The organism is Kineococcus gurbantunggutensis (assembly GCF_050871925.1).
In the GTDB taxonomy this organism is placed as follows: Bacteria; Actinomycetota; Actinomycetes; order Actinomycetales; family Kineococcaceae; genus Kineococcus.
Genome location: NZ_JBJLSG010000068.1, coordinates 1 through 25,837, shown reverse-complemented (window position 1 = coordinate 25,837; position 25,837 = coordinate 1). Strand labels below are relative to the sequence as shown.

Here is a 25,837-nt window from a genome sequence, read left to right as displayed (position 1 = left end):
GCCGAGCGGCGCCCCCCCCGGCGCCCCCCCCGCGCCGGCCGGGCTCACGCCGTGACGGTCTCGAGGGTGACCTCGACGTTGCCGCGGGTGGCGTTGGAGTACGGGCAGACCCGGTGGGCGGCCTCGACGAGCTCCTCGGCCGCGGCCTGCTCCAGCCCGCCGAGCTCGACGTGCAGCGTCACCTCCAGGGCGAAGCCGCCGGCGCCGTTCGGGCCGATGCCGACCTCGGCGGTGACCGCGGAGTCGGTGAAGGAGGTCCTGCGCTCGCGGGCCACGGCCTTGAGGGCGCTGTGGAAGCAGGCGGCGTAGCCGGCGGCGAAGAGCTGCTCGGGGTTGGTGGCGCCGCCGGGGCCGCCCATCTCGCGCGGCACGGCGAGGTCGACGTCGATCAGGCCGTCGTCGGTGCGGGCGTGGCCGTTGCGGCCCTCGCCGGTGGCGGTGGCGACGGCGGTGTAGACGGCGGGCACGGGGCCTCCAGGCGAGCGGGGAGAACGTTCGTTCTGCCTCAGGGAACACCAGCCCCCCGCCCGGGGTCAAGCGGGTGCGGGCGCGGCTACCGTGGGCGGGTGAGCACAGCGCCGACCGGTGCGGGCCCCGCCCCCGCACCCGATCCCGCGCGCCCCTCCGAGGCGCGCGAGCGGCTGCTGCGCACCGCGACCGAGCTGTTCTACGCCGAGGGCGTGCGCGCCGTCGGCGTCGACCGCGTCGTCGCCGAGGCCTCGGTCACCCGCGCCACCTTCTACCGGCACTTCCCCGGCAAGGAGGACCTCGTCGTGGCCTACCTGCGCTCGGTCGACGCCGGCGCGCGCCGGGTCGCCGGCGCGCTGCCCGAGGGCGCCGAGGGCGCCGCCGGCTGGCTGCGCCACCTCACGGAGCTGGTCTCGCAGGAGCTGTGCCGCAGCGGTTTCCGCGGCTGCCCCTTCATCAACGCCGCCGCCGAGCACCCCGACCCGCGCAGCCCCGTGCGGCGCGCGGTCGGCGAGCACCGGCGGTGGCTGGTGGAGGCCGTCACCGCGGCCTTCCGCCGCACCGGGCACCCGGACCCGCCCGCCGCGGCGCAGCGCTGGGTCGTGCTGCGCGACGGGGCGATGGTCGCCGGCTACCTCGCCGACCCCGCCGCCGCGCAGGAGGCGCTGCGCGCCGGCGCGGAGGACCTGCTCGCCACCCGCTGAACCCCCGGCGGACCCCGGCGGACCCCCGGTCCCCTCAGCCCTCCCGGGCCGCCGGCGGCGCGCCGGGCCGGTAGCGCACGGCGGGCCGGCCGGTGCCCTCGTCCGGCACCACCTCGGCGCGCACCCCGTACACCCGCGCGATCAGCTCCGGCGTGAGCACCTGCTCGGGGGTGCCCGCGGCCACGGCCCGACCGGCGCGCAGCACCACCAGCTCGTCGCAGAACATCGCGGCCAGGTTCAGGTCGTGCAGCGCCACCACGCACGTCAGCGGCAGCCGCGCCACCAGGCCCAGCAGCTCCAGCTGGTGGCGCACGTCGAGGTGGTTGGTGGGCTCGTCCAGCAGCAGCACCCGCGGCTCCTGCGCCAGGGCGCGCGCGATGTGGGTGCGCTGCTGCTCGCCGCCGGAGAGGCGGTGCCAGGCCCGCTCCGCGTGCTCGGTCAGGCCGGTGGCCTCCAGCGCCCGGCCCACCGCGGCCGCGTCCGCGGCGCGGTCGCCGCCGAACGCCCCGCGGTGCGGCACCCGGCCGAGGTCGACCACGTCGCGCACGCGCAGGTCCACGTCGGTGCCGCCGTGCTGGCTGACCACCGCGGTGGTGCGCGCCACCCGCCGGCGCGGCAGGGCGGACAGCTCCGCGCCGTCGAGGAGCACCGCGCCGCCGGTGGGGCGCGCGACGCCGCTGAGCAGGCGCAGCAGCGAGGACTTGCCCGAGCCGTTCGGCCCCAGCAGCCCCACCGTCGCGCCCGGCCGCGGGCGCAGCGTCACGCCGTCCACGACGAGCGCGCCGCCGCGCTCCCAGGAGACCCGCTCGGCCGCCAGCGTCACGAGGTGCCCCTGCGCCGCAGCAGGATCGCGACGAAGGCCGGCACGCCGACCAGCGCGGTGCCCACCCCCACCGGCAGCGGCGTGGGCGCGAACGCCACGCGGGAGGCGGCGTCCACCCACACCATGAACACCGCGCCGACCAGCGCGGTCGCCGGCACCAGGCGCGCGTGCAGCGGCCCGACGAGGAAGCGCGCCGCGTGCGGCAGCACCAGGCCGACGAAGCCCACCGCCCCGCACACGCTCACCAGGCCCGCGGTGAGCACCGCGGTGACCACGAGCAGGAGCAGGCGGGCGCGGGCGACGTGGATGCCCAGGGAGGCCGCGACGTCGTCGCCGAAGGCGAAGGCGTCCAGCGTGCGCGCCCGCGCCAGGCACGCGCCCAGGCCCAGCGCGACGACCGCCGCGCACACCGCCACGTCGTCCCAGCGCACCCCCTCCAGGGAGCCCAGCAGCCAGAACAGCACCCCCCGGGTCTCGTCGGAGTCGGCGAAGGCGAACACCACGAAGGAGGTCAGGGCGGAGAACAGCTGCGTGCTGGCCACGCCCGCCAGCACCACCCGGTCGCCGCCGCCGGCCAGCCGCGCCAGCAGCAGCACCAGGCCGAAGGAGAGCAGCGCCCCGGCGAACGCCCCGCCGGAGAGCCCCACCGAGGCCCCGCCCAGGCCCAGCACGCCGACGACGACGGCGCCGGTGGAGGCGCCGGAGGAGATGCCCAGCACGAACGGGTCGGCCAGCGGGTTGCGCAGCAGCGACTGCAGGATCGCCCCGCACACCCCCAGCCCGGCCCCGCAGCAGGCGGCCACCAGCGCGCGCGGCAGCCGCTCCTGCCACACGATCGCGTCCTCCGAGAGCCGCACGGGGATCCCCGCCCCGGTCAGGTGGTTCAGCAGCACGTCGCGCACGTTGACCAGCGACACGTCCGCCGGGCCCAGCGTGGTGGCCACCAGCACGGACAGCACCAGCGCCGCGGCCGCGGCCGGGGCCACCAGCGGCGCCGCCGCCCGGCGCCGCCGCGCGCCCGCCGCGGGCCGGGCCGGCGCGGCGACGCCGCTGCTCACGAGCCGGCCCCGGCGTCCCGCAACCCGGCGGCGACCTTCTCCAGGCCGTCGACCGCGCGGATCGAGGGGTTCATCTCCGCCCCGTGCAGGGCGACGTAGCGCTGCTCGCGCACCGCGTCGAGGGTGCTGGTCACCGGGTCGGACTCCAGGAAGGCGACCTTGTCGGCGAGCAGGTCGCCGGGGAAGCGGGCGCGCGCCAGGTCGCCCAGGACGAGGACCTGCGGGTCGCGCTCCACCACCGTCTCCCAGGTGACGGCCGGCCAGTCGTCGTCGAGGTCGGCGAACGCGTTGGTCGCGCCGACCTCCGAGGCCAGCAGCGCCGCCGAGCCCAGCCCGCCGGCCACGTAGGGGGTCTTGGTGTCGGCGAACCAGAAGGCCACGGTGGTGCCCGCCGCGTCCACGCCCTCCAGGGCCGCCTCGCGGCGCCGCTGCAGGTCGGCGACGAGCCGCTCGCCGCGCTCGGCGACGTCGAAGACCTCCGCCAGCTCGCGGACCTCCCGGTAGAGGGAGTCCATCGTCAGCAGCCGGGTGCGGGTGCCGCCGCCGTTGATGCTGCGCCCGTCCTCGCAGTCCGTGGGGGACAGGTACGACTCCACGCCCGTCTCGGCGAACCGGGCGCGCTCGGCCACCCCGCCGGTGGTGAAGTGCCGGCCGAAGGAGGCCGTGACGAAGTCCGGGTCGGCGCCCAGGACGACCTCGTACGTGGGGGCGTTGTCCGCCAGGCGCGGCACGGAGGCGTTCGCCGCGGCCAGCTGCGGCAGGACCGGGTCCGTCCACGAGGCGGTGCCCACCAGCACGTCCTGCAGGCCCAGCGAGAGCAGGATCTCCGTGGAGCCCTGGTCCAGGGAGACCACGCGGGTCGGCGGGGCCTGCACCACGACCTGCTCGCCGCAGTTGTCCAGGGTCAGCGGGTACCGGGTGCGCCCGTCGCCCCCGGCCGCGGCGGTGGCGGTGGCGGCCGGCACGGGCTCGGAGGCCCCGCACCCCGCGACGGCGAGGAGGACGGCGATCGCCGCGGCGCTGCGCGCGCCGCGGACGGGGGAGGTGCTCACTGGCGGGTACTGCCTCTCTGCTGCCCGGCGGTCGGTGCCCGCGGGCGGGCCCCGCGACGGGGCACCCCCCGGCGAGGTGGGGAAAGGCTACCCTTACCCACGCCGTGCGCGGTGCGCCCTCAGCGCGCCAGGGCCACCGTGCCCACCACCGCGCCGGCCAACCCGGCCCCCGCCGCCGCCCAGCGCAGCGCCTGGCGGGGACGGCCGTCGGTGAGGGCGTCGGCGGCCGCGAACCCCGCCGAGACGAGCACCACCGCGACGGTGACGTGCAGCAGGAACGCCGCCGCCACCCCCGCCACCGCCCCCGCGCGCCACCGGCGCCCCCACAGCGGCGCCGGCAGCAGCGGCACCACCAGCGCCGCCAGGGCCCCGGTGCCCAGCTCCACCCACCACGCCCGCGCGCCCATCCACGGCAGCACGTCCGCCACGTCGAACAGGTCCACCGTCGACAGCGTGCCCAGCACCAGGACGACGGCCGCGGTGGCGCAGGCCGCCAGCCACCCGCGCCAGGTGCGCCGCAACGGCCCGGCCAGCGCCGACCACACCGACACCCCCGCCCACATCACCCCCCGGCGCAGCCTGCTGACCCCCAGGTCGCGCAGGGCGCTGCGGAACACCCGGTCGGCGGCCACCCGGTCCACCGGCGCCGCGGCCAGGTAGGACGGCGGGCCGTCCGCGCCGGCGGTCAGCCCGTCGTGCAGCAGCGCGGCGGGCAGGTGCCGGCCCGTGGTGGGCACCAGCCAGCTCAGCGCCGCCGGCACCGAGGTCAGGTCGCTGGCGAACGCCGCCGGGTCCGCCGGCACCACCAGCGGCCCGCGGCGCGCGTCCCAGTAGCCGATCGGCCGCGGCACCCGGAACCGCTCGCGGTCCCCGTCGCCGCCGGCGAGGAAGCGGTGCAGCTCCACCTCCCCCGCCCACGGCCGCTGCGGCTCCGCGGGGTCGAAGAACCCGCTGCGGCCCAGGTGCGCCGGGCGGGAACCGGGCAGGCGGGGCGGCGGGGCGGCGTGCGGCACGGCCCGCAGGCTGCCACGCCGCCCGGTGCCACCCCGCCGGGGGGCGCCCGCCGGGCACCGGCGGGTGGGCGCGCCGGGCGCCGCGGGCTCAGCCCCCGGCGCCCAGCCGCGCCCGCAGCTCCTCCAGCGCGGGGAACACCGCCTCGGACCACGTGGGGAACGCGCGCACGTGGTGCGCCAGCAGGTCCACGTCCAGGCCCGCGCGCACCGCCAGCGACAGCTCCGCCCCCCAGGAGTCCGCGTCCGGGCCCACGCACGCGGCGCCGACGAGCACGCCGGTGGCGGCGTCGGCGAACAGCTCCACCGCCCCCGTCACCGGCGCGCGGCGCGAGAGCCGCACCAGCGCGGCGCGCTCCACCTCCCCGACGCCGAAGCGCGCGCTGAGCGCCCCCGCGCCGGAGACGTCGCCGGTGCAGAACACGGTCGGGTCGGTGTAGACGGCGCGCGGCACCGCGCGCAGGTCCGCGTCGCGGCCGCGGCCGAGCACCTCGCCGACGACCGTGCGCGCCTGGTGGTTCGCGGCGTGCGTGTAGTCCGACAGGGCGGTGACGTCGCCGACGGCGAACAGGCCCGGCACCACCGCCCCGGCGCCGTCCACCACGCGGCAGCGCGCGTCCACCCGCACCTGCCCGCGCTCGCCCAGCCAGGACGGGTCCAGCCCCAGCCCCTCCGTGGCGGGGGAGCGGCCGGTGGCCAGCAGCAGCCGGTCGAAGGGCAGCAGCGAGCCGTCGGACAGCTCCAGGTGCCCCGCGCGCACCGCGCGGGCACCGGCCCCGGTGCGCACGTCCACCCCGTCCGCGCGCAGCGCACCCGCCAGCACCTCCCCGACCCAGGCCGGCTCCCTGGACAGCAGCGTCGCCCCGCGCTGCACCAGCACCACCCGCGAGCCCAGCCCCGCGAAGGCCTGCGCCAGCTCGCACGCCACCGGCCCGCCGCCCAGGACGACCAGGCGCCCGGGCAGGTCCGCGGCGGCCAGCGCGTCCTCGGAGGTCCACACCGCGGCCGCGGCCAGCCCCGGCAGGTCCGGGCGCACCGGGCGGCTGCCGGTGGCCAGCACCACCACCGGCGCGCGCACCTCCCGCTCCCCGCCGCCCGCCTCGCCGCCCGCCCCGTCGTCCGCGCCGTCCCCGTCGTCCGCGCCGTCCCCGTCGTCCCCGTCGTCCGCGCCGTCCCCGTCGTCCCTGTGGTCCGCGCCGGCGGTCCGCACCAGCACCCGGCCCGGGCCGGCCAGCCGCCCGCGCCCGCGCACCACCCGCACGCCCTGCCCGCTCAGCTCCGCCGCGGCGGCGCTGTCGTCGCGGTGGGAGGCGGCCTCGTCGCGCACCGCGCGCGCGGCCACCCACGACAGCCCCGCCCGCGCCGAGAGCAGCAGCGACTTCGCCGGCACGCACGCCACGTACGGGCAGAAGCCGCCCACCCGGCCGTCCTCGACGAGCACCACCCGCCGCCCGGCCCCGGCCAGCCGCTGGGCGGCCATCTTCCCGCCCGACCCCGAACCGACGACCACGACGTCGGCGTCCACCCGCTGCGCGTCCCCCACCACGCGATCCTCACCGATCCTCCGACGGACCCGCGACGGAGGGGTGATCCCCAGCGGGCGCACGGGTGGTGCACTGGCGCCGTGGACATCGGTGCGGGGGCGGGCGAGCCGCCGGGGATCGAGTGCAGCGGGCTGCGCAAGGCGTTCGGGGAGGTGCGGGCGCTGGACGACCTGACGGTCTCCTTCACCGCGCCCGCCACCGGGCTGCTCGGCGCCAACGGCGCGGGCAAGTCGACGTTCTTCCGCACGGCGCTGGGCCTGACGCGCCCGGACGCCGGGTCGCTGCGGGTGCTGGGCCTGGACGCGGTGCGCCAGCGCGCCGAGGTGCGCCGCCGGGTGGGGTTCATGCCCGAGCACCCCTGCCTGCCGCTGGACATGTCCGCGCAGGAGGTGTGCGTGCACCTGGCGCGCCTGCGGGGCCTGGGCCGGCGCGACGCGGTGCGCCGCACCAGCGAGGTGCTGTTCGCCGTGGGGCTGGAGGAGGAGCGGCGCCGACCGGTGGCGACGTACTCGCTGGGCATGCAGCAGCGCGCCAAGCTCGCCCAGGCCCTCGTGCACGGCCCGGAGCTGGTGCTGCTGGACGAGCCGACCTCGGGGCTGGACCCGTCGGGGCGCGAGGAGATGCTGCGCCTGGTGCGGCGCCTCTCGCGCGACCTGGGGGTGCGGGTGGTGGCCAGCTCCCACGTCCTGGACGACGTGGAGCGCACCTGCGACGAGGTGGTGGTGCTGCGCGCCGGGGCGCTGGCGGCGCAGCGGCCCGTGGCGGTGGGGCACGACCCCGGCGGCGCGGTGCAGGTGCGCGTCAGCGGCGACGTCGCGGCGTTCGCGGCGGCGCTGGCGCCGCGGCTGGAGCCGCTGGGCGTGCGGGTGGGGCCCACCGCCGCCGGCGACGTGGGGCTCAGCGCGGGCACCGACGCCGCGCTGGACGTGGTGCGGGACCTGGCCGCCGAGCAGGGCCGCGCGCTGGTGCGCCTGGTCGCGGTCGGGCGGGGCCTGGAGGACGTGGTGCTGGACGCGATGGGGGGTGGCCGGTGAGCGGGGCGGTGGACGGCGCGGCGCGAGCCGCGGGGACGGGCGGCGCGGCGGCGGGTGCGCCGCGGGCGGTGCTGCACGTCGGGCGCTACGTGCGCTACGCGGGGGCGCTGCGCCCGCGGCGCAGCGCGGTGGCGGCGCTGGTGGCCGCCGACGTGCGCCGCCCGCTGGGCCTGGGCCGCAGCGCCGGCGCGAAGCTGTGGCCGTTCCTGCTGCTGGCGGTGGCGTACCTGCCGGCGCTGGCGGTGGTCGCGGTGCCGCTGCTGGTGCCGCAGGTGACCGTGCAGCCCACCGACCTCATCGGCTACCCGCAGCTGCTGACGACGAACGCCGTGGTCGTGCTGGCCTTCGTCGCCACGGCCGTGCCGACGGTGCCCACGCGCGACCGGCGCGACCGCGTCCTGTCGCTGTACTTCGCCACGGCCCTCTCGCGCGCGGAGTACGTGCTCGGCACGGCGCTGGCGGCGGTGGCGCTGCTGGCGCTCATCGTGCTCGGCCCGGCGCTGGTGCTGTTCGTCGGCTCCATCGCCACCGCCGACGACCCCGGCCGCTGGCTCGCCGACAACGTCGGCGACCTGCCGCGCGTCGTGCTGGCCTCGGCGGTGGTGGTGCTGCCGCACGCGGCGCTGGGCCTGGCGGTGTCCTCGCTGACCCCGCGGCGGGTCTTCGCCGTGGGCGCCTACCTGGCGCTGGTGCTGGTGGGCCCGGTGCTCACCCGCCTGGTGGCGGTGGTGGTCGGCGCCGACTGGCCGCTGGCCCTCGACCCGGCCGGCGGCCCGGTGCTGCTGGCCACCGCGGTGGTGACCGGCACCGAGCAGGTCGCCGGCGCCCTGGCCTGGTGGGCGTGGGCGGGCACGGTCGCCCTCGGGGCCGCCGTGCTGGGCGTGCGCTACGGGCGCGGGGGCGACGCGTGAGCGCCGGCGGGGCGGTCGTCGAGCTGGACGGCGTCAGCCGCTGGTTCGGCGACACGGTGGCGCTCTCGGACGTCTCCTTCGCGCTGGGGCCGGGCGTCACCGGCCTGCTGGGCCACAACGGCGCCGGCAAGTCCACGGTGCTCTCGCTGCTGGCCGGCACGGTGCGGCCCAGCCAGGGCCGGGTGCGCGTGCTGGGCGGCGACCCGCACGACGACCCCGGCGTGCACCGCGGCCTGGGCGTCGTGCCCGATGGGGAGGGCACCTGGGCGCACGCCAGCGCCCACGCCCAGGTGGCGTTCCTGGCCCGCCAGCGCGGGGTGCCCGACCCCGGCGGGGCGGCCGCGGCGGTGCTGGAGCGGGTGGGGCTGGGCGGGGCCGCGCACCGGCGCGTGGGCGGCTTCTCCAAGGGGATGCGCCAGCGGGTGCGCCTGGCGCAGGCCCTGGTGCACGACCCGCGGGTGCTGCTGCTGGACGAGCCGTTCAACGGCCTGGACCCCGCGCAGCGGCGCGCCGACGTGGACCTGGTGGCCGCCCTGGGTGCCGAGGGGCGCACCGTGCTGGTCTCCTCGCACGTGCTCGGCGAGGTGGAGCGGATGGCGTCGCGGGTGCTCGTCGTCGTCAACGGCCGCCTGGTCGCCGAGGGCGAGCCGGCCGCGATCCGCGACCTGCTCGTGGACCGCCCCCGCAGCGTCCACCTCGACGGGCCGGGCGTGCTGGAGCTGGCCGGGCTGCTGCTGGCCGAGGGCGTCGTGGACTCCGTCCAGCGCGACCCGGCCGGGCGCGGCGGGGTGCTGGTGCAGGCCCCGCGCGCCACCGCGCTGGCGGAGGCGGTGCCGCAGCTGGCGCGCCGCGCCGGCGCCACGCTGCGCCGGGTGGAGCCGGTGGGCGAGGACCTGGAGAGCACGTTCGCGCACCTGGTGCGCCGGGCGAGGGGAGCGGGACGTTGAGCGCACCGTCGACGCGGTCGCGCGGGCCGGCGCGGGACGCCCCGCGCGGGCGGTCCCGCGCGGGGTTCGGCACCACCCTGTTCGGCTTCTCCCTGGGCGCGGTGCTGCTGCGCGGGCGCACCGCGGGGCTGGCGGCGCTGCCGCTGGTGGTGGCCGCCGTCGCGGCCGTGGTGCTGGCGGTGACGAGCGTGCCGGCCCGCTACGGGCTGCAGACCACCCTCGCCGGCGACCTGCTCGTCGGCCTCGTGGTGCCGATCGTGGCCCTGGTGCTGGGCACCGGCGCGTTCGGCGACGAGCGCGAGGGCGGCACGCTGCCGCTGCTGCGCTCGCTCTCGCGCCCGCGCTGGCACGTCGTGGTGGCGCGCGCCGCGGCCGCGTGGGTGTCCACGGTCGTGGTCTGCCTGCCGGCGGTGGCGGCGGCCGCGGTGCTGGGCGTGTCGGTGAACCTGCCCGCCGGGGACGTCGTCGCCGGCGTCGTGCTGGCCACGGTGCTCAGCTCCGCCGCCTACTGCGGGCTGTTCGTGCTGCTCTCGCTGCTGGCGCGGCGCGGGCTGCTGGCGGGCCTGGCGTACGTGGTGCTGTGGGAGACGTTCCTGGCGGGGCTGGCGCCGGCGCTGCGGGGGCTGTCGATCGGCTCCTACGGCCGCCGCGTCGTCACCCCGGCCACCCCCGGCGACGTGCCGCTGGGCACGGTCGCCGCCTCGGGCACCACCACCTCGGCGCTGGTGCTGGTGGCGGTGGCGGTGGTGGCGGTGGCGCTGGCCTCCTGGCGGCTGCAGCGCATGGACGTCACCTCCGGCGCCGGCTGACCGGCCCCGCCCGGCCACCCCGCCCGGCCCACCCCGCCCGGCCCACCCCGCCCGGCCCGCGCCGCTCAGCCCGGCGCGCCCGCCCCGCCGTCGGCGAGCGCGCCGGCGCAGGTGGCGAGGTCCCCGCGCAGCCGGTGGCGGGCCGCCGGCCCCAGGGCGGTGAGCATGCGCTGCTCCACCCCGCGCACGGCGGCGCTCGCCGCCCCCAGCGCCGCGCGCCCGGCGGGGGTGAGCTCGGTGGGCAGGGCCCGCCCGTGCGGGGCGCTGGCGGGGCGGGTGACCAGCCCGCGCTCCTGCAGGCCGCGCAGCACGCCGTTCATGGCCTGGCGGGTGACGAAGGCGCCGCGCGCGAGGTCGGCGCTGGACAGGCCCGGCCGCTGCCCGAGCAGCTCCAGGCAGGAGTACTGCGGCACCGTCAGCTCCAGCGGGCGCAGCGCGGCGTCCATCGCGCCGCGCAGCGCCGCGGCGGCCTGCTTGAGCGCGTACCCCACCGACTCCTCCAGGGGGCCGACCCCCGCGCCTCCACTCATGTCAGGAGCTTGACACACGACGTGCGCCCCGTGCACCCTCGGGTGTCAAGACCCTGACACACGAGGAGGACGACGTGAGCGTCACCGGACCCGACTTCATCGCCCTGCAGGTGCGCGACCTGGCGCGCGCCGCCGCCTTCTACGAGGGGCACCTCGGCCTGCGCCGGGCCCCGGCGAGCCCGCCCGGCGCCGTCGTGTTCGACACCGCCCCCGTCCCCCTGGCCGTGCGCGAGCCGCTGCCCGGCGTCGACCTGGACGCCGCGGTGCCGCGCCCGGGCACCGGCGTCGCGCTGTGGCTGCACGCCGAGGGGGTGCAGGACCTGCACGACCGGCTCGCCGCCGCGGGCGTGCCGGTGCTGAGCGCGCCGGCCGACGGGCCCTTCGGGCGCACCTTCACCGTGGCCGACCCCGACGGGTACGCGCTGACGCTGCACGACCGGGCCTGAGTCGAGCGGGGCCCGGGCCCCGGCGGCGGGGTCTTCCCCCGCGGCGAAGGCGGTCGCTACGCTGGCTCTGGATGGGACAGCGTCCCGTTAATCGGGATGAGCGGCGCCGAGAGGACCACGAGGACCCGTGCGGATCGTCATCACCGACTGCGACCACGACTCCGTGGACGTCGAGCGCGCCGTGGCGCGGGACGCCGGCGCCGACCTCGTGCTGGCGCGCTGCCGCACCGAGGACGACGTCGTGGCGGCCGGGGCGGACGCCGACGCGCTCGTCGTGCAGTACGCCCCGGTCACCGCGCGGGTCCTCGACGCCCTGCCGCGGGTGCGCGTCCTGAGCCGCTACGGCGTCGGCGTCGACACCCTCGACGTGCCGGCCGCCACCGCCCGCGGCGTCGCCGTCTGCAACGTGCCCGACTACGGCACCGAGGACGTCAGCGACCACGCGATCGCCCTGGCGCTCACCCTGGCGCGCGGCACCGCCCGCCTGGACCGGGCCGTGCGCGCCGGCACGCACTCCCTGGAGCACGTCAAACCCCTGCACCGGGTGGCGACCCGCACGTTCGGCGTGCTGGGGCTGGGGCGCATCGGGGCGGCCACCGCCCGCAAGGCCGCCGGCCTGGGGTACGCCGTCGTCGGCGCCGACCCGCGCGCCGAGCCGGGCACCACCACCGCGCAGGGCGTGCGGGTCCTCGGCACCGAGGAGGTCGTGGCCTCCTCGGACGTGCTGTCCCTGCACCTGCCGCTCACCGCCGGCACCCACCACCTGATCGGCGAGGACCTGCTCGCCCGGGCCAGACCCGGTGCGGTGCTGGTGAACACCTCCCGCGGCGGCGTGGTGGACACCGCCGCGCTGGTGCGCGCCCTGCGCTCCGGGCGCCTGGCCGGCGCGGGGCTGGACGTGTTCGAGACCGAGCCGCTGCCGCGCGACAGCGAACTGCTGCAGCTCGAGCAGGTCGTGCTCACCCCGCACGCGGCCTGGTACAGCGAGGAGTCCTACGCGGAGCTGAAGCGGCGCACCGTGCGCAACGCCGTGGACGTGCTCGCCGGCGACCCGCCCCCCGACGTGCTCAACCCCGAGGCGCTCGACCCCGGGGCGCCCGGCCCCGGGGCGCCCGGCGCGCGGGTGCGGCGGTGAGCGCGGTGGACCACGGCCGCGGGATCGAGCCCGGCGCGGACGGCGTGGACGGCGCGGGTCCGCCGGCGCCGGGCCCGGCCCGCCCGCCGCTGTCGGCGCCGCTGCGCGAGGTGCCCGTGGTGGCGGTGCTGCGCGCCCGCCACGCCCGCGAGTACGCCCCCGTCGTGCAGGCCCTGCTCGACGGCGGCGTGCGCTCGGTGGAGCTCACCCTCAGCACCGCCGGGGTGTTCGAGGAGATCGCCGGGCTGCGCGAGCGGTTCGCCGGCGGCGCGGAGGTCGGCGTGGGCACCGTCACCACCCGCGAGGAGGCCGAGCGCGCCCTGGACGCCGGGGCGGACTACCTCGTGACCCCCACGACCGTGCCCGCCGTCGTCGCGGCCGCCGTCGAGCGCGGCGTGCCGGTGTTCCCCGGCGGCCTGACGCCCACCGAGCTGCACGCGGGCTGGCGGGCCGGCGCCACCGCCGTGAAGCTGTTCCCCGCCTCCGCGGTCGGGCCCGGGTACCTCTCCCAGCTGCGCGGGCCCTTCCCCGACCTGCTCGTCGTGCCCTCCGGCGGGATCGGCGTGGACGACGCCGCCGCGTGGATCGCCGCCGGCGCGGTCGCCGTCAGCCTGGGCGGGCCGCTGCTGGGCGACGCGTTCTCCGGCGGCGACCCCGCCGCCCTGACCGCCCGCGCGCGCCGCCTGTGCGCCTCCGTCGCCGAGGCCGTCGCCGCGCGGGGCGCGGCGTGAGCGGGCGGGTGCTCACCCTGGGCGAGACGATGGCGCTGGCGCGCTCGGAGGCGCCCGGCCCGCTGGCCCACGCCCGCTCCCTGGCCCTGGGCACCGGCGGCGCCGAGAGCAACGTCGCCGTCGCCCTGGCGCGCCTGGGCACCCCGGTGACGTGGGTGGGGCGCGTCGGCGCCGACAGCCTGGGCGAGCTGGTGCTGCGCGAGCTGCGCGCCGAGGGCGTCGACGTCGCCGCCGTCGTCGACCCCGGCGCGCCCACCGGGCTGATGGTCAAGGAGCGCCGCACCGGCGAGCGCTCGCGCGTCTGGTACTACCGCGCCGGCAGCGCCGGCTCGCGCCTGCACCGCGACGACGTGCCCCGCGGGGCGCTGGCCGGCGCGGCGCTGCTGCACGTCACCGGCATCACCCCGGCGCTGTCGGCGTCCGCGGCCGACGCCGTCGAGCACGCCGTGGACGCCGCCCGCGCCGCCGGCGCGCTGGTCTCCCTGGACGTGAACCACCGCTCGGCGCTGTGGCCGGCGCACGAGGCCGGGCCGGTGCTGGCGCGCCTGGCGCGGCGCGTGGACGTGGTGTTCGCCGGGGACGACGAGGCGGCGATGCTCGTGGGCCCGCGCGAGGACCCCCTGGAGCTGGCGCACGCCCTGGCCGCCCTGGGGCCGGCGCAGGCGGTGGTCAAGCTCGGCGCCCTCGGGGCGGTCGCCGTCGTGGACGGCGCCGAGCACCGCCGCGCCGCCGTGCCGGTCACCGTGGTGGACACCGTCGGCGCCGGCGACGGCTTCGTCGCCGGGTACCTGGCCGAGCTGCTGCGCGGCTGCGACGTGGAGCAGCGGCTGCGCACCGCCGTGCGGGTCGGGGCGTTCGCCTGCCAGGTGCCCGGGGACTGGGAGGGCATGCCGCGGCGGGCGGAGCTGGCGCTGCTGGACGCCAAGGACCCCGTCTCGCGCTGACCGGGTCCGCCGTGCACCGGGCCGGGAGGCCCTTCCCCCGGGCCGCCGGGCGCGGCACGCTGCGGCCCGTGGACACCGACGCCGCCCGCCGCGAGCAGGCCGCCTCCTTCGGCGCGGCCGCCGACGCCTACGAGCGCGGCCGCCCCTCCTACCCCGACGAGGCGGTCGACTGGCTGCTGCCCCCCGGCGCCCGCCGCGTGCTCGACCTGGGCGCGGGCACCGGCAAGCTCACCCGGTCCCTGCGCGCCCGCGGCCTCGACGTCGTCGCCGTCGACCCCTCGCCCGGCATGCTCGCCCGGCTGAGCGCCGCCCTGCCCGACGTCGAGGTGCGCCGGGGCGGGGCCGAGCGCCTGCCGCTGCCCGACGCCGACGTCGACGCCGTGCTCGTCGCCCAGGCCTGGCACTGGGTCGACCCCGCCCGCGCCGTGCCCGAGGTCGCCCGCGTGCTGCGCCCCGGCGGCGTCCTGGGCCTGGTGTGGAACGTGCGCGACGAGGGCAGCGACTGGGTGGCGCGGCTGGGGGAGGCGCTGCACCGCGGCGACGAGCAGGACCCGGCCACCGGCGCGCCCGTCGTCGGGGCGCCCTTCGCGCCCGTGGAGCGGCACGACGTGCGCTGGGTGCACACCACGACCCCGCAGGGCCTGCTCGACCTGGTCGCCTCCCGCAGCTACGTCATCACCCTGCCCGACGCCGAGCGCGCCCGGGTCCTCGAGCGGGTCGCGGACCTGCTGCGCACCCACCCCGACCTGCGCGGCCGGCGCGAGGTCCCCCTGCCCTACGTGACGCGCTGCTCGCGGACCCGCCGGCCCTGAGGGCGCGCCCGCCCGCCCGCGCCCGCCGCCTTGTCCGCGGCGAGCGCCCGCGGGCAGGATCGGCCCCCGTGCCCGCAGACCCCGACACCGCGGACGCCTCCCGCACCGGCCCGCGCGGCCCGCTGCACCGCCGGCCGTTCCGCTGGTTCTTCGCCGGCCGGCTGGCCTCCCTGACCGGTTCCTCCATGACGGGGGTGGCGCTGCCGCTGGCCGTGCTGGAGGCCACCGGCAGCGTGCGCGACCTCAGCGTGGTGCTGGCCGCGCAGACGCTGCCGCTGGTGGTGCTCCTGGTCGGCGGCGCGGTCGCCGACCGCGCCTCGCGCAGCCGGGTGCTGGTGCTGGCGCACCTGGGCACGAGCCTGGCGCAGGGCGCGGTGGCGGTGCTGCTGATCACCGGGCGGTTCGACCTGCTGCTGGTGGCGGGGCTGCAGGTGGCGGGCGGGGTGTGCGCGGGGTTCACCTCGCCGGCGCTGCGCGGCGTCGTGCCGCAGCTCGTGCCGGCGCCGGAGCTGCAGCGGGCCAACGCGCTGCTGGCCTCCACCCGCAGCGCCACCCGCGTCGGCGGGCCGGCCCTGGCGGGGGTGCTGGTCGCCACCGCCGGCGGGGGGTGGGCCCTGGCGGTGGACGCCGCGGGGTACCTGCTGGCGGCGGTGTGCGTCAGCAGGCTGCGGCTGCCGCCGGCGCCCGCCGCGCCGGGCGGGCCCGGTGGGCCGCGGCGCCTGGCGCGGGACCTGCGCGAGGGCTGGGACGCGTTCCGGCAGCTGCGCTGGGTGGCGTTCCTCACCGGCGTGTACGCCGTGCTGAACCTGGTGCTGGCCGGGGTGTGGATGGTGCTGGGGCCCGTCATCGCCCGCGGGAGCGTCGGGGCGACGGCGTGGGGGCTGGCGAGCAGCGCGCGGGCCGTGGGCCTGCTGGTGGCGGGGCTGGTGCTGTACCGGCTGGTGGTGCGGCGCCTGCTGGCGCTGGGGCAGCTGTGCGCGGCGCTTCCCGCGGTGGCGTTCCTCGCCCTGGGCCTGGGGGCGGGCGCGCCGTGGCTGCTGGCGGCGACGTTCGCGGCGGGCGTGGGCGGGGGCGCGGCCGCGATCGCGTGGGAGACCACGCTGCAGGAGCACGTGCCGCCGCGGCTGCTCTCGCGGGTGGCCTCCTACGACGAGCTGGGCGCGTTCCTCGCGGTGCCGCTGGGGCAGCTGCTGGTGGTGCCGCTGGCCGCGGCCGCCGGTGACCGCACCGTGGCCGTGGCCGGCGCCGCGCTGTACGCGCTCGTCGCGCTGGCGGCCCTGGCCCACCGGCCCGTGCGCACCCTGCGGCACGGCGCCTGACGCGGCCCGGCGCCGGGGGCGCCGTCCGGGTCCGCGCCGGGTCCGCACCGGACCGCGCCGGGTCCGCGTCAGGTCCACGCGGTGGCGAAACCCCGCGGCAGGCGGGCGGTGAGCTCCGCGCGGCGCGCGCGCAGCACCCCCACCAGCTCCGCGACCCGCTCCTGCGGCACGTGCACGCTCGGCGCGGAGATCGACACCGCGGCGGCGGGCCGGCCGGACAGGTCGGGCACCGCGATCGCCACGCAGCGCACGCCCAGCTCGTTCTCCTGGTCGTCCAGGGCGAAACCCCGCTCGCGCACGTCCCGCAGGGCGCGCGCGAACTCCGCGGCGGTGGCGATGGAGTTCCCGGTGACGACGGCGGCCGGGTCGAACGCGGCCAGCGCCCGCTCCTCGGGCAGCTCCGCCAGCAGCGCCTTGCCCATCGCGGTGTTCTGCGCGCGCAGCCGCGCGCCCACCCGCGAGGCCATCTCCATGCCGCGGTGCCCGCGCGCCTTGGCCAGGTACAGCACGTCCGCGCCGCGGAGCACGCCCAGGTGGGTGGTGTCGCGGGTGGCGTCCGCGATGGAGGTGAGCACCGCCTGCACCTCGCCGGGCAGGTCTAGGGTCCGCTCGGCCAGGTGCCCCAGCTCCAACAGCTTCAGCCCCAGCCGGTACGTGCGCTGCGGGGTCTGCTCCAGGAACCGGGCGGCGACCAGGGAGGTGAGCATCCGGTGGGTGGCCGAGCGGCTCAGCCCGGCGGCGGCGCTGATCTCCTCCAGGCGCTCGCGCCCGGCGGCGACGTGGTCCAGCAGGCCCAGCCCGCGCTCCAGCGTCCGGGCCCCGGTGGGGGCGCTGCTCTCCATGCGCCGATCCTGCCACCGGCGCGCGCGCCCGCTCCCGGCTCAGCGGGCCAGCAGCGCCCGCAGCTCGTGCGCCGGCGCGGGCCGCCCCAGGTGGGGGCCCTGCGCGTACCGGCAGCCCAGCGCGGTGAGCGCGGCGAGGGTGTCCCGGTCCTCCACGCCCTCCACGACGACCTGGCAGCCCAGGCTCTCGCCCAGGCGCAGGACGGTGGCGACCACGGCGGTGGCGGCCGCGTCGGCGAGCACCGCCCCGGTGAAGGAGCGGTCCACCTTCAGCACCCCGACGGGCAGGTGCACCAGCCGGCTCAGCGAGGAGTGCCCGGTGCCGAAGTCGTCCACGGCGATGACGCACCCGTGCTCGTGCAGCCGCGCCAGCGTCCCGCTCGTGCGCGGGTCGTCCAGCACCTCGCGCTCGGTGGTCCCCAGGACCAGCCGGCCGGGCGCCAGGCCGTGCGCGGCGAGCGCGTCCAGCACCTCCCGCTCCAGCCGCGGCTCGCCGGTCCCCAGCGCGGAGACGTCCACGAGCACCCGCTCCGGCGCCCGCCCGCCCAGCTCGCCGTCCCACGCCGCGAGCTGCGCGCAGGCGCTGCGCAGCACCCAGGAACCCAGCTCGGCGAGCAGCTCCGGGTCGTCGGCGGCGTGCAGGAACTCCTCGGCCACCAGCAGCCCGCGCTGCGGGTGCGGCCAGCGCACCAGCGCCTCCACGGCCACGGCGCGGCCGGCGTCGACGTCCACCACCGGCTCGTAGTGCACCTGCAGCCCCCCCGAGCGCAGCGCCCGGCGCAGCTCGGTGCCGCGGTCGCCGCGCCCGGCGGCGCCGGCGTGCGCCTCGGGGTCGAACACCGCCCAGCGCCCCGGCCCGGAGCGCTTGGCCCCGTACATGGCCGCGTCGGCGCGCGAGACGAGCGCGTCGGCGTCGGCGGGGTCGGCGGTGCCGGTGACCGCGACGCCGACGCTGGCGGAGGGCTGCACCGCCACGTCGTCCAGCTCGGCGGGCGCGGCGAACTCGCGCACCACCCGCGCGGCGACGGCCGCGGCCTCCCCGGCCGAGCGCAGCTCGCGCAGCAGCACCAGGAACTCGTCCCCGCCCACGCGGGCGACCACGTCGCCGGGGCGCACCGCGCGCCGCAGGCGCCGCGCGCTGGCCCGGATGAGCTGGTCGCCCGCGAGGTGCCCGTGGGTGTCGTTGGTGCGCTTGAGGCCGTCGAGGTCGACGAACAGCACCCCGAGCAGCCGGTGCCGCGGCAGCTCGCGCAGGGCGCGGGCCAGCTCCTGCAGGAACACCGCCCGCACGGGCAGGCCCGTGAGGGCGTCGTGCTCGACGCGGTAGGCGAGCTCCTCGCGGGCGCTGCGGGTCTCCTCGCGGTCGCGCGCGACCGCCAGGCAGCACGCGGCCAGGTCGGCGAACGCGCCCGCCGCGCCCAGCTCCGCCCCGCTCCAGCGGTGCGGGGCGCGGTGGTAGACGGTCAGCACGCCCAGCGGCGCGCCGCGGCCGCTCATCGGCAGCGCGCACACCCCGTGCACGCCCAGCTCCGTCGCGCGGCGCTGGTAGCTCGGCCAGTCGCCCTCCACGGCCAGGTCGGCGCTGAGCACCACCCGCCCGCGCCGGTGCGCGTCCCAGCAGGGCCCCTCGCGCAGCAGCTCCTGCACGGCCTCGACCTCGGTGACCGCGCCCGCGGTGGCCGAGGCCAGCCGCAGCAGCCCCTCCTCGCCGGGCACCACGACCGCCGCGCCGTCCGCGCCCAGGACGCCCACCGCGGCGCGCACCAGCTCGTGCAGCACGTCCTCGGCCTCGAAGTCGCCCGTCAGGCGCCGCGCCACCCGCTGCACGTGCGTGAGCAGCTCCGCGGTGCGGACCGGGGAGGGGGCGGGACCGGTGGTCCCGGCGGCCGGCGTGCTCACCAAGGGTCCTCCCGGCGAGACGGGCGCCCCCGGTGCTGGAGACGAGGCTCCGACCGTACCCCGGTGCCGGGCGCTCCGCGGGCCGATCGCCCACCCGCCCGGCACCGGGGCGGTGCTCAGGCGTCGCGCCCGGCGCCCCGCGAGGGCAGCGCGGCCAGGAACTGCGGCGCGCGCAGCCGCTCGCGGGCGAAGGCGTCGCGCACGGCGGCCGCGACCTCGCCGGTGGCGTCGCGCTCGACCAGCGCGATCGCCGAGCCGCCGAAGCCGCCGCCGGTCATCCGCGCCCCCAGCGCGCCGGCGGCGCGGGCGGTGTCGACCACCAGGTCCAGCTCGCGGGCGGAGACCTCGTAGTCGTGCCGCAGGGACTCGTGGGAGGCGTCCATGAGGGCGCCGACCTCGCGCACCCGCCCGGCGCGCAGGAGCTGCGCGGTGCGGGCCACCCGGTCGATCTCGGTGACCGCGTGGCGCACGCGCCGGGTCAGCACCTCCGCGCCCGGCTGCCCGGCCAGCCGCGCCAGCGCCTCGTCGAGGTCGGCGGGGTCGACCGCGCGCAGGTCCGGCACGCCCAGCGCGCGCGCGGCGCGCTCGACGTCGGCGCGGCGCGCGCCGTACTCCCCGCCGGAGTGCGAGTGCGCGGCCCGGGTGTCCACCACGAGCAGCGCCAGCCCGGCGCCGGCCAGGTCCAGCGGCAGGTGCGTCACGGAGTCGTCGCGGGTGTCCAGCAGGATCGCCCCGCCCTCGCGGCAGCGCAGCGAGGCGGCCTGGTCCATGCCGCCGGTGTTGGCGCCGGCCACGACGTTCTCGGCCTGCACGCACGCCCCGGCCAGCTCGGCGCGCCCGGCGTCGTCGGTGGGCAGGCCCGCCAGGTCGGCCAGCGCGATCGCCACGGCGCACTCCAGCGCCGCCGAGGAGGACAGCCCCGAGCCGAGCGGGACGTGCCCGTCCACGACGGCGTCGAAGCCGTGCTCGTGGCCCATCGCCCACGGCACCCCGGCCACGTAGGCGGCCCAGCCCTCGGGCGAGCCGGCGCCGACCTCGGCCAGCGAGCCCTCCCAGTCCGCGCCGGCCTCCTGCGCCGAGCGCACCCGCACGACGTCGTCGTGGCGCGGGCTGAGCGCCACGAACGTGCGGTGCGGCAGCGCCAGCGGCAGGCACAGCCCGCCGGTGTAGTCCACGTGCTCGCCGATGAGGTTCACCCGCCCCGGCGCCGACCACACGCCCTCGGGCGTCTCGCCGAACGCGTCGCGGTAGGCGTCGGCGACGGCCTCGGCGGCCTCGGCGCGCGCGGGGGCCTCGAAGAACGCGGGGGCGCTCACGCGGCCACCTCCCGCAGCCGCGCGGCGATCCGCTCGGGGGTGGTGTCGTTGATCCAGGCGGCCATCGCGGACTCCGAGCCGGCCAGGTACTTCACCTTGCCGGGGCCGCGCAGGACGCTGAAGAGCTGGAGGTGCAAGCGGAACTCCTCACGCCCGGTGCGCACGGGGGCCTGGTGCCAGCCGGCGATGTAGGGCAGCGGGTGGTCGTCGGGGTAGTAGCGGTCCAGCCGCCCCAGCAGGTCCAGGTAGGCGGTGACCAGGTCGGCGCGCTCGGCGTCGTCCAGGGCGGGCAGGTCGGGCACGTCGCGGTGCGGGGCCAGGTGCACCTCCACGGGCCAGCGGGCCGCGGCGGGCACGTACGCCGTCCAGTGCTCGGTCTGCAGCACCACGCGGGTGCCGGCGCGGCGCTCGGCGTCCAGCACGTCGCGGAACAGGTTGCGGCCGGTGGCCGCGCGGTGCTCGCCCGCGCGGCGCAGCGTCGTGGCCGTGCGCGGCGTCACGAACGGGTAGCCGTAGATCTGCCCGTGCGGGTGCGGCAGGGTCACGCCGATCTCCTGCCCGCGGTTCTCGAAGCAGAACACCTGCTCCACGCCGGGCACGCGCGCCAGGCCCTCGGTGCGGTCCACCCACGCCTCCACGACCGTGCGGGCGCGGCGCGGGTCCAGCGTGCCGAAGGAACCGGTGGCCTCGCTGGTGAAGCAGATGACCTCGGTGCGCCCGGTGCCCGGGCGCACCGGCCACAGCTCCTCGCCGTCCACCAGGCCCGGCTCGCCGCCGACGCGGGTGGAGAACGAGGGGAACCGGTTCTCGAACACCACGACGTCGTAGGAGTCGTCGGGGATCTCGGTGGGGAAGCCGCCGGGCACCGTGGGCGCCAGCGGGTCCTGGTCCGGCGGCGGCATCAGGGTGCGGTCGTTGCGGTGCGAGGCCATCGCGATCCAGTCGCCGGTGAGCGGGTCGTACCGCACCTGCGAGCCGCCGCGCACCACCTCGTCGGCCGGCGGCAGCGGCCGGTGGTCCACGGCGTCGCGGGCGCGCTCGCCGGACAGCCACGGCTCGGTGTCGTCGAAGTAGATCAGCTCGCGGCCGTCGGCCATGCGCGTCGAGGTGCGGCGGAACTCGTGGGTCCCGCTGCGGCGCAGGCCGTCGGCGGGCTCCGCCGGTCCCGCGTCCGGCCCCGCGCCCGGCCCGGGTGCGCCCGGGGTGCTGCTGCTCACGCGTCGTCCTCCTGCTGCTTCGGGTCGTCCCGGGGGTGCGGGCCGTCCTGGGGGTGGGGTGCGCCGCCGGCCGGCACCTGCGCCAGCAGCAGGCGGCCGGTGCGCTCGGCGAGCTCCCGGCGGGCGGCGCCCGGCAGGCCTTCGTCGCTGACCAGGACGTCGACCTCCTCCAGCGCCGCGATCGTGGTGAGGCCGACCACGCCCCACTTGGTGGAGTCGGCCACCACCACCACGGAGGCGGCGGCGGCCACGAGCGCGCGGCCGGTCTCGCCCTCCACGAGGTTCGGGGTGGTCAGCCCGGCGCGCGGGTCCAGCCCGTGCACGCCGAGGAAGAGGTGGTCCACGTGCAGGTCCTGCAGGCTGCGCACCGCCACGGGGCCCACCAGGGCGTCGGAGGGGGTGCGCACGCCCCCGGTCAGCAGGACCGTGCGGTCCGCGCGCGCGGGGTCGTGCAGCAGCTCGGCCGCCGGCGGGGAGTTCGTCACGACGGTCAGGCCGGGCACGTCGCGCAGGTGGCGGGCGACCTCCACGGTGGTGGTGCCCGCGGACAGCGCCACCGAGGCGCCGGGCTCGACCAGGGAGGCGGCCAGCGCGCCGATGGCGCGCTTCTGCGCGGTGCGCAGCGCCGACTTGGCCGCGAAACCGGGCTCGGTGCTGCTGCTGGGGCGCGCGGCGCCGCCGTGCACCCGGTCGACCAGGCCGCGGCGGGAGAGCTCGCCGATGTCGCGGCGCACCGTCATGTCCGAGACGCCGAGCTGCTCGACGAGGTCGGACACGCGCACGCTGCCGTGGCGGCGCACGGCGTCGAGGATGGCCTCCTGGCGGCTGCGGGCGAGCACGTCAGCGCTCCCTCCTCCTTAGTGCCGACCGGTCGAGGATGCCGCCCGCGACCGCGCGAGTCAACACGGACGAACAGGAACCAACACGGACGGACGCCACGGGTGTTCGCCCTTGTGCGTCGGTGGTTGACGCGGCCGCCGCGGCGGGGGAGGGTCGGGGCGTGACCCAGGTACCGGACGACGCCGTTCGCACGAGGTGGTTCGAGGGGCGCGCCCCCTCCCGGGGCGCGCTGCCGGCGCGCGCGTGGACGCGCACCGACGCCCCCGCCCTGTCGCTGGACGGGCGCTGGCGCTTCCGCTGCGCCGAGCGCGCCGACACCCCCGCCGACCTCGCCGACCCCGCCCTCGACGACGCCGCCTGGGCCTCGATCACCGTCCCGGGCCACTGGCAGCTGCAGGGCTGGGGCGCGCCCGCCTACACCAACGTCGTCTACCCCTTCCCCGTCGAGCCGCCGCACGTGCCCGACGAGAACCCCACCGGCGACCACCGGCGCGCCTTCGCCCTGCCCGCCGGGTTCCTCGACGGCGACGGCACCCGCGCCGTGCTGCGCTTCGACGGCGTGGACTCCGCGTTCACCGCCTGGGTCGACGGCGTGGAGGTCGGCCGCTCCGTCGGCAGCCGCCTGGCCGTGGAGTTCGACGTCACCGCCGCCCTGGCCGCCGGCGGCGGCGCGGACGGCGAGCACGTGCTCGCCGTGCGGGTGCACCAGTGGTCCTCCGGCAGCTACCTGGAGGACCAGGACATGTGGTGGCTGTCGGGGATCTTCCGCGACGTCACCCTGCTGGCCCGCCCCGCCGGCGCCGCCGAGGACGTCTTCGCGCACGCCGACTACGACGCCGCCACCGGCCGCGGCCTGCTGCGGGTGGAGGCCACCGGCGCCGACGGGGGACCGGTGCCGGCCCGGGTGCTCGTGCCCGAGCTGGGCGTGGACGCCGCCGCCGGCGAGGACGTCGAGCTCGAGGGCGTGCAGCCCTGGTCGGCGGAGGAGCCGCGCCTGTACGACGCCGAGGTCGTCGCCGCCGGCGAGCGCACCCGCCTGCGCCTGGGTTTCCGCCGCGTGGCGATCGTCGACGGGGTGTTCACCGTCAACGCCCGCCCCGTGAAGCTGCGCGGGGTGAACCGCCACGAGTTCTCGCCCGACACCGGCCGCACGCTGTCGGAGGAGGAGATGCTGGCCGACGTGCTGCTCATGAAGCGGCACAACGTCAACGCCGTGCGCACCAGCCACTACCCGCCCCACCCGCGGTTCCTGGAGCTGTGCGACGAGCACGGCCTGTGGGTGGTGCTCGAGTGCGACCTGGAGACCCACGGGTTCGTGGACCTGGGCTGGCGCGGCAACCCCAGCGACGACCCCGCCTGGCGCGAGGCGTACCTGGACCGCGTGCGCCGCACCGTCGAGCGCGACAAGAACCACCCCTCGATCGTGCTGTGGTCGCTGGGCAACGAGAGCGGCACCGGGCAGAACCTGCGCGCGATGTCGGCGTGGCTGAAGGACCGCGACCCCTCCCGCCCCGTGCACTACGAGCACGACTGGGACAGCCCCTACGTCGACGTCTACTCGCGCATGTACGCCTCCCACGAGGAGGTCGCCGCGATCGCGCAGCGCGCCGAGGAGCAGCTCGCCGACGCGGACCTCGACACCCGCCGCCGCGCGATGCCGTTCGTGCAGTGCGAGTACGCCCACGCCATGGGCAACGGCCCCGGCGGGCTGGTGGAGTACCAGGAGCTGTTCGAGTCCTCCGACCGCTGCATGGGCGGTTTCGTGTGGGAGTGGATCGACCACGGCCTGCGCCAGCGCGACGCCGCCGGGCGCGAGCGCTTCGCCTACGGCGGCGACTTCGGCGAGGTGCTGCACGACGGCAACTTCGTCGCCGACGGCCTGGTGTTCCCCGACCGCACCCCCTCGCCCGGCCTGCTGGACTACGCCGCCGTCGTCTCCCAGGTGCGCTTCACCGTGGAGACCACCCCCGCCGGGGACCTGCTGCGCCTGACCAACCGCTACGACGTGGTGGACCTCTCCCACGTCGCGCTGACCTGGAGCGTGCAGGACGAGGGCGAGGAGGTCGCCGCCGGGACCCTGCCCACCCCGGAGCTGCCAGCGCGCGGCTCCGCGCTGCTGGAGCTGCCCGAGGAGGTGCTCGCCCTGGCCCCGGCCGCGGGGGAGCGCTGGTTCACCGTCACCGCCGCCCTGGCCGCCGGCACCTCCTGGGCGCCGGCCGGGCACGTGCTCTCCACCGGGCAGGTGCAGCTCTCCCCGCCGGCGCCCGCCCCGCGCGGCGCGGCGGTGGCCCCCGTGCGCCGCGGCGCGGACGTCCTGCTCGGCGCGGCCGTGCTCGACGCGCGCACCGGGGCGCTGCGCTCCCTGGGCGGCCTGGCCGTGCAGGAGGGCCCGGTGCTGGACCTGTGGCGCGCGCCCACCGACAACGACGCCGGCCTGCACGGCGAGGCGCTGGAGCGCACCTGGCGCCGGCTCGGGCTGGACCGCCTGCGCACCCGCACCGCCTCCGCGGTGGTCTCCGGCGAGGAGTTCGTCGTCACCACCCGCACCGCCGCCGCCGGCACCGACACCGGTTTCGTCGCCGTGCTGCGCTGGTCCGCCGACACCACCGGCGCGGTCCGGCTCGCGGTGGAGTTCACCCCGGACCTGCCCGGCGGGGCGCTGGGCGTGCCGCTGCCGCGCCTGGGCGTGCGGCTGCGCCTGCCGCGCGGGCTGGAGTCGGTGACGTGGTTCGGGCGCGGCCCGGGGGAGGCGTACTCCGACACCGGCGCCGCCACCCGCGTCGGCCGCTTCAGCGCCTCGCTGGAGGAGCTGCAGACGCCCTACGTGCGCCCGCAGGAGAACGGCCGGCGCGCCGACGCGCGCTGGGCGGAGCTGCGCGGGCCCGCCGGGGCGCTGCGCGTGGAGGGCGAGCCGGTGGTGGCGCTGACCACGCGCCGCTGGAGCACCGCCGAGCTCGACGCCGCCGCGCACACCCCGGAGCTGGCCGACTCCGGGTCGGTGCACCTGCACCTGGACGTCGCCCAGCACGGCATCGGCACCGGCTCCTGCGGGCCCGGCGCCCTGCCGCAGCACCGCCTGGAGGCGCGGCCGCGCACGTTCTCGCTGGTGCTGCGCCCGCTGGGCTGAGCACCGCGGGCGCCCCGGGGTGCGGGGCGCCCGCAGCGGTGCTGGACTGGGCGCACCGATCGAGGAGGGTGGTCACGATGAGCGCGACCGACAAGATCAAGAACGCGGCGCAGGGCGCGGCCGGCAAGGCCAAGGAGGCCGCCGGCGGCGCCGCCGGCGACGAGGAGCTGCGCGCGGAGGGCAAGGGCGACCAGACGGCCGCCGACCTAAACCAGCGACCGACAGGTCCACAGGACCCCTCCTCGCTGCTGCTGGCGTCGGACGTGCCGGGCGACACGCCCTGATGCATTGAACCATCGCGCTGGGTGAGGGGCGCGCC

Annotated in this window: 25 protein-coding genes; 13 read left to right on the top strand and 12 right to left on the bottom strand. The window is 78.7% G+C overall.

The features are described 5' to 3' along the window. Nucleotides 1–44: 44 nt before the first annotated feature. Nucleotides 45–467 carry an organic hydroperoxide resistance protein gene (locus tag ACRYR7_RS13855; protein ID WP_432572690.1) on the bottom strand — a complete coding sequence of 141 codons (423 nt, stop codon included), beginning with the start codon at nucleotides 465–467 and terminating at the stop codon, nucleotides 45–47. A 99-nt stretch (nucleotides 468–566) separates the two neighbouring features. Here ACRYR7_RS13855 and ACRYR7_RS13850 point away from each other — a divergent pair, with 99 nt between their 5' ends. Next, nucleotides 567–1,172, top strand: a complete 606-nt coding sequence (locus ACRYR7_RS13850; RefSeq protein WP_432572689.1) for a TetR/AcrR family transcriptional regulator — start codon at nucleotides 567–569, stop codon at nucleotides 1,170–1,172. A 34-nt stretch (nucleotides 1,173–1,206) separates the two neighbouring features. On the opposite strand, the gene ACRYR7_RS13845 is transcribed toward ACRYR7_RS13850, so the two are convergent. The 5 genes from ACRYR7_RS13845 to ACRYR7_RS13825 form a co-directional block, all read right to left on the bottom strand. After that, nucleotides 1,207–1,995 (bottom strand): ABC transporter ATP-binding protein, encoded by a 789-nt coding sequence (locus ACRYR7_RS13845; protein WP_432572688.1) that lies wholly within the window; start codon nucleotides 1,993–1,995, stop codon nucleotides 1,207–1,209. Continuing rightward, nucleotides 1,992–3,053, bottom strand: a complete 1,062-nt coding sequence (locus ACRYR7_RS13840) for a FecCD family ABC transporter permease (protein ID WP_432572687.1) — start codon at nucleotides 3,051–3,053, stop codon at nucleotides 1,992–1,994. The genes ACRYR7_RS13845 and ACRYR7_RS13840 overlap by 4 nt, the downstream gene beginning before the upstream one ends. Further along, nucleotides 3,050–4,105 (bottom strand): ABC transporter substrate-binding protein, encoded by a 1,056-nt coding sequence (locus ACRYR7_RS13835; RefSeq protein ID WP_432572686.1) that lies wholly within the window; start codon nucleotides 4,103–4,105, stop codon nucleotides 3,050–3,052. Before ACRYR7_RS13835 ends, ACRYR7_RS13840 begins: the two co-directional genes overlap by 4 nt. A gap of 119 nt (nucleotides 4,106–4,224) precedes the next feature. Continuing rightward, nucleotides 4,225–5,118, bottom strand: a complete 894-nt coding sequence (locus tag ACRYR7_RS13830) for a DUF1353 domain-containing protein (protein WP_432572685.1) — start codon at nucleotides 5,116–5,118, stop codon at nucleotides 4,225–4,227. An 88-nt stretch (nucleotides 5,119–5,206) separates the two neighbouring features. Next, a complete protein-coding gene (locus tag ACRYR7_RS13825; protein ID WP_432572684.1) occupies nucleotides 5,207–6,658 on the bottom strand; it encodes an FAD-dependent oxidoreductase in 1,452 nt (483 codons plus the stop codon). Between the two features lie 81 nt (nucleotides 6,659–6,739). Here ACRYR7_RS13825 and ACRYR7_RS13820 point away from each other — a divergent pair, with 81 nt between their 5' ends. From ACRYR7_RS13820 to ACRYR7_RS13805, 4 genes are read left to right on the top strand one after another with little or no spacing between them, the layout of a single operon-like run. Further along, entirely contained in the window at nucleotides 6,740–7,693 is a 954-nt protein-coding gene (locus ACRYR7_RS13820) for an ABC transporter ATP-binding protein (protein ID WP_432572683.1), read from the top strand. After that, entirely contained in the window at nucleotides 7,690–8,604 is a 915-nt protein-coding gene (locus ACRYR7_RS13815) for a hypothetical protein (protein ID WP_432572682.1), read from the top strand. Before ACRYR7_RS13820 ends, ACRYR7_RS13815 begins: the two co-directional genes overlap by 4 nt. Then, nucleotides 8,601–9,551 (top strand): ABC transporter ATP-binding protein, encoded by a 951-nt coding sequence (locus ACRYR7_RS13810; RefSeq protein WP_432572681.1) that lies wholly within the window; start codon nucleotides 8,601–8,603, stop codon nucleotides 9,549–9,551. Before ACRYR7_RS13815 ends, ACRYR7_RS13810 begins: the two co-directional genes overlap by 4 nt. Then, nucleotides 9,548–10,360 carry an ABC transporter permease subunit gene (locus ACRYR7_RS13805; RefSeq protein WP_432572680.1) on the top strand — a complete coding sequence of 271 codons (813 nt, stop codon included), beginning with the start codon at nucleotides 9,548–9,550 and terminating at the stop codon, nucleotides 10,358–10,360. The genes ACRYR7_RS13810 and ACRYR7_RS13805 overlap by 4 nt, the downstream gene beginning before the upstream one ends. A gap of 65 nt (nucleotides 10,361–10,425) precedes the next feature. Here ACRYR7_RS13805 and ACRYR7_RS13800 read toward each other — a convergent pair whose 3' ends face one another. Beyond that, nucleotides 10,426–10,890 carry a MarR family winged helix-turn-helix transcriptional regulator gene (locus tag ACRYR7_RS13800; protein ID WP_432572679.1) on the bottom strand — a complete coding sequence of 155 codons (465 nt, stop codon included), beginning with the start codon at nucleotides 10,888–10,890 and terminating at the stop codon, nucleotides 10,426–10,428. Nucleotides 10,891–10,964: 74 nt separating this feature from the next. Between ACRYR7_RS13800 and ACRYR7_RS13795 the strand changes: the two genes are divergently transcribed. The 6 genes from ACRYR7_RS13795 (at nucleotide 10,965) to ACRYR7_RS13770 (ending at nucleotide 16,277) form a co-directional block, all read left to right on the top strand. Next, nucleotides 10,965–11,336 carry a VOC family protein gene (locus ACRYR7_RS13795; RefSeq protein WP_432572678.1) on the top strand — a complete coding sequence of 124 codons (372 nt, stop codon included), beginning with the start codon at nucleotides 10,965–10,967 and terminating at the stop codon, nucleotides 11,334–11,336. Nucleotides 11,337–11,463: 127 nt separating this feature from the next. After that, a complete protein-coding gene (locus ACRYR7_RS13790; RefSeq protein WP_432572677.1) occupies nucleotides 11,464–12,471 on the top strand; it encodes a C-terminal binding protein in 1,008 nt (335 codons plus the stop codon). 110 nt (nucleotides 12,472–12,581) lie between these two features. Next, nucleotides 12,582–13,202 (top strand): bifunctional 4-hydroxy-2-oxoglutarate aldolase/2-dehydro-3-deoxy-phosphogluconate aldolase, encoded by a 621-nt coding sequence (locus ACRYR7_RS13785; RefSeq protein WP_432572692.1) that lies wholly within the window; start codon nucleotides 12,582–12,584, stop codon nucleotides 13,200–13,202. Beyond that, complete coding sequence (locus ACRYR7_RS13780) at nucleotides 13,199–14,146, top strand: sugar kinase (RefSeq protein ID WP_432572676.1); 948 nt, start codon at nucleotides 13,199–13,201, stop codon at nucleotides 14,144–14,146. The genes ACRYR7_RS13785 and ACRYR7_RS13780 overlap by 4 nt, the downstream gene beginning before the upstream one ends. 68 nt (nucleotides 14,147–14,214) lie before the next feature. Then, entirely contained in the window at nucleotides 14,215–14,958 is a 744-nt protein-coding gene (locus tag ACRYR7_RS13775) for a class I SAM-dependent methyltransferase (protein ID WP_432572675.1), read from the top strand. A 68-nt stretch (nucleotides 14,959–15,026) separates the two neighbouring features. Beyond that, the gene (locus ACRYR7_RS13770) at nucleotides 15,027–16,277 is read left to right on the top strand and encodes an MFS transporter (RefSeq protein ID WP_432572674.1); all 1,251 of its coding nucleotides are present in this window, start codon (nucleotides 15,027–15,029) and stop codon (nucleotides 16,275–16,277) included. Nucleotides 16,278–16,345: 68 nt separating this feature from the next. Here the strand turns inward: ACRYR7_RS13770 and ACRYR7_RS13765 are convergent, their stop codons facing one another. From ACRYR7_RS13765 to ACRYR7_RS13745, 5 genes are all read right to left on the bottom strand, one after another. Then, nucleotides 16,346–17,119: an IclR family transcriptional regulator gene (locus tag ACRYR7_RS13765; RefSeq protein ID WP_432572673.1), complete on the bottom strand. Its 774-nt coding sequence runs from the start codon at nucleotides 17,117–17,119 to the stop codon at nucleotides 16,346–16,348. A 39-nt stretch (nucleotides 17,120–17,158) separates the two neighbouring features. Further along, nucleotides 17,159–19,018 carry a putative bifunctional diguanylate cyclase/phosphodiesterase gene (locus ACRYR7_RS13760; RefSeq protein WP_432572672.1) on the bottom strand — a complete coding sequence of 620 codons (1,860 nt, stop codon included), beginning with the start codon at nucleotides 19,016–19,018 and terminating at the stop codon, nucleotides 17,159–17,161. Nucleotides 19,019–19,134: 116 nt separating this feature from the next. Further along, complete coding sequence (galK, locus tag ACRYR7_RS13755; protein WP_432572671.1) at nucleotides 19,135–20,334, bottom strand: galactokinase; 1,200 nt, start codon at nucleotides 20,332–20,334, stop codon at nucleotides 19,135–19,137. After that, nucleotides 20,331–21,431, bottom strand: coding sequence for a galactose-1-phosphate uridylyltransferase (galT, locus tag ACRYR7_RS13750; protein WP_432572691.1), 1,101 nt, complete (start codon nucleotides 21,429–21,431; stop codon nucleotides 20,331–20,333). The genes galK and galT overlap by 4 nt, the downstream gene beginning before the upstream one ends. 116 nt (nucleotides 21,432–21,547) lie before the next feature. Continuing rightward, nucleotides 21,548–22,390, bottom strand: coding sequence for a DeoR/GlpR family DNA-binding transcription regulator (locus tag ACRYR7_RS13745; protein ID WP_432572670.1), 843 nt, complete (start codon nucleotides 22,388–22,390; stop codon nucleotides 21,548–21,550). 161 nt (nucleotides 22,391–22,551) lie between these two features. Here ACRYR7_RS13745 and ACRYR7_RS13740 point away from each other — a divergent pair, with 161 nt between their 5' ends. Then, a complete protein-coding gene (locus ACRYR7_RS13740) occupies nucleotides 22,552–25,518 on the top strand; it encodes a glycoside hydrolase family 2 TIM barrel-domain containing protein (RefSeq protein ID WP_432572669.1) in 2,967 nt (988 codons plus the stop codon). A gap of 77 nt (nucleotides 25,519–25,595) precedes the next feature. Beyond that, complete coding sequence (locus tag ACRYR7_RS13735; RefSeq protein WP_432572668.1) at nucleotides 25,596–25,802, top strand: CsbD family protein; 207 nt, start codon at nucleotides 25,596–25,598, stop codon at nucleotides 25,800–25,802. The last annotated feature ends 35 nt before the right edge of the window (nucleotides 25,803–25,837 follow it).

Coding starts and splice junctions, on each gene's coding strand:
- ACRYR7_RS13800 (WP_432572679.1), bottom strand. CDS start 10,890: ATGAGTGGAGGCGCGGGGGTCGGCCCCCTGGAGGAGTCGGTGGGGTAC.
- ACRYR7_RS13765 (WP_432572673.1), bottom strand. CDS start 17,119: ATGGAGAGCAGCGCCCCCACCGGGGCCCGGACGCTGGAGCGCGGGCTG.
- galT (WP_432572691.1), bottom strand. CDS start 21,431: ATGGCCGACGGCCGCGAGCTGATCTACTTCGACGACACCGAGCCGTGG.
- ACRYR7_RS13735 (WP_432572668.1), top strand. CDS start 25,596: ATGAGCGCGACCGACAAGATCAAGAACGCGGCGCAGGGCGCGGCCGGC.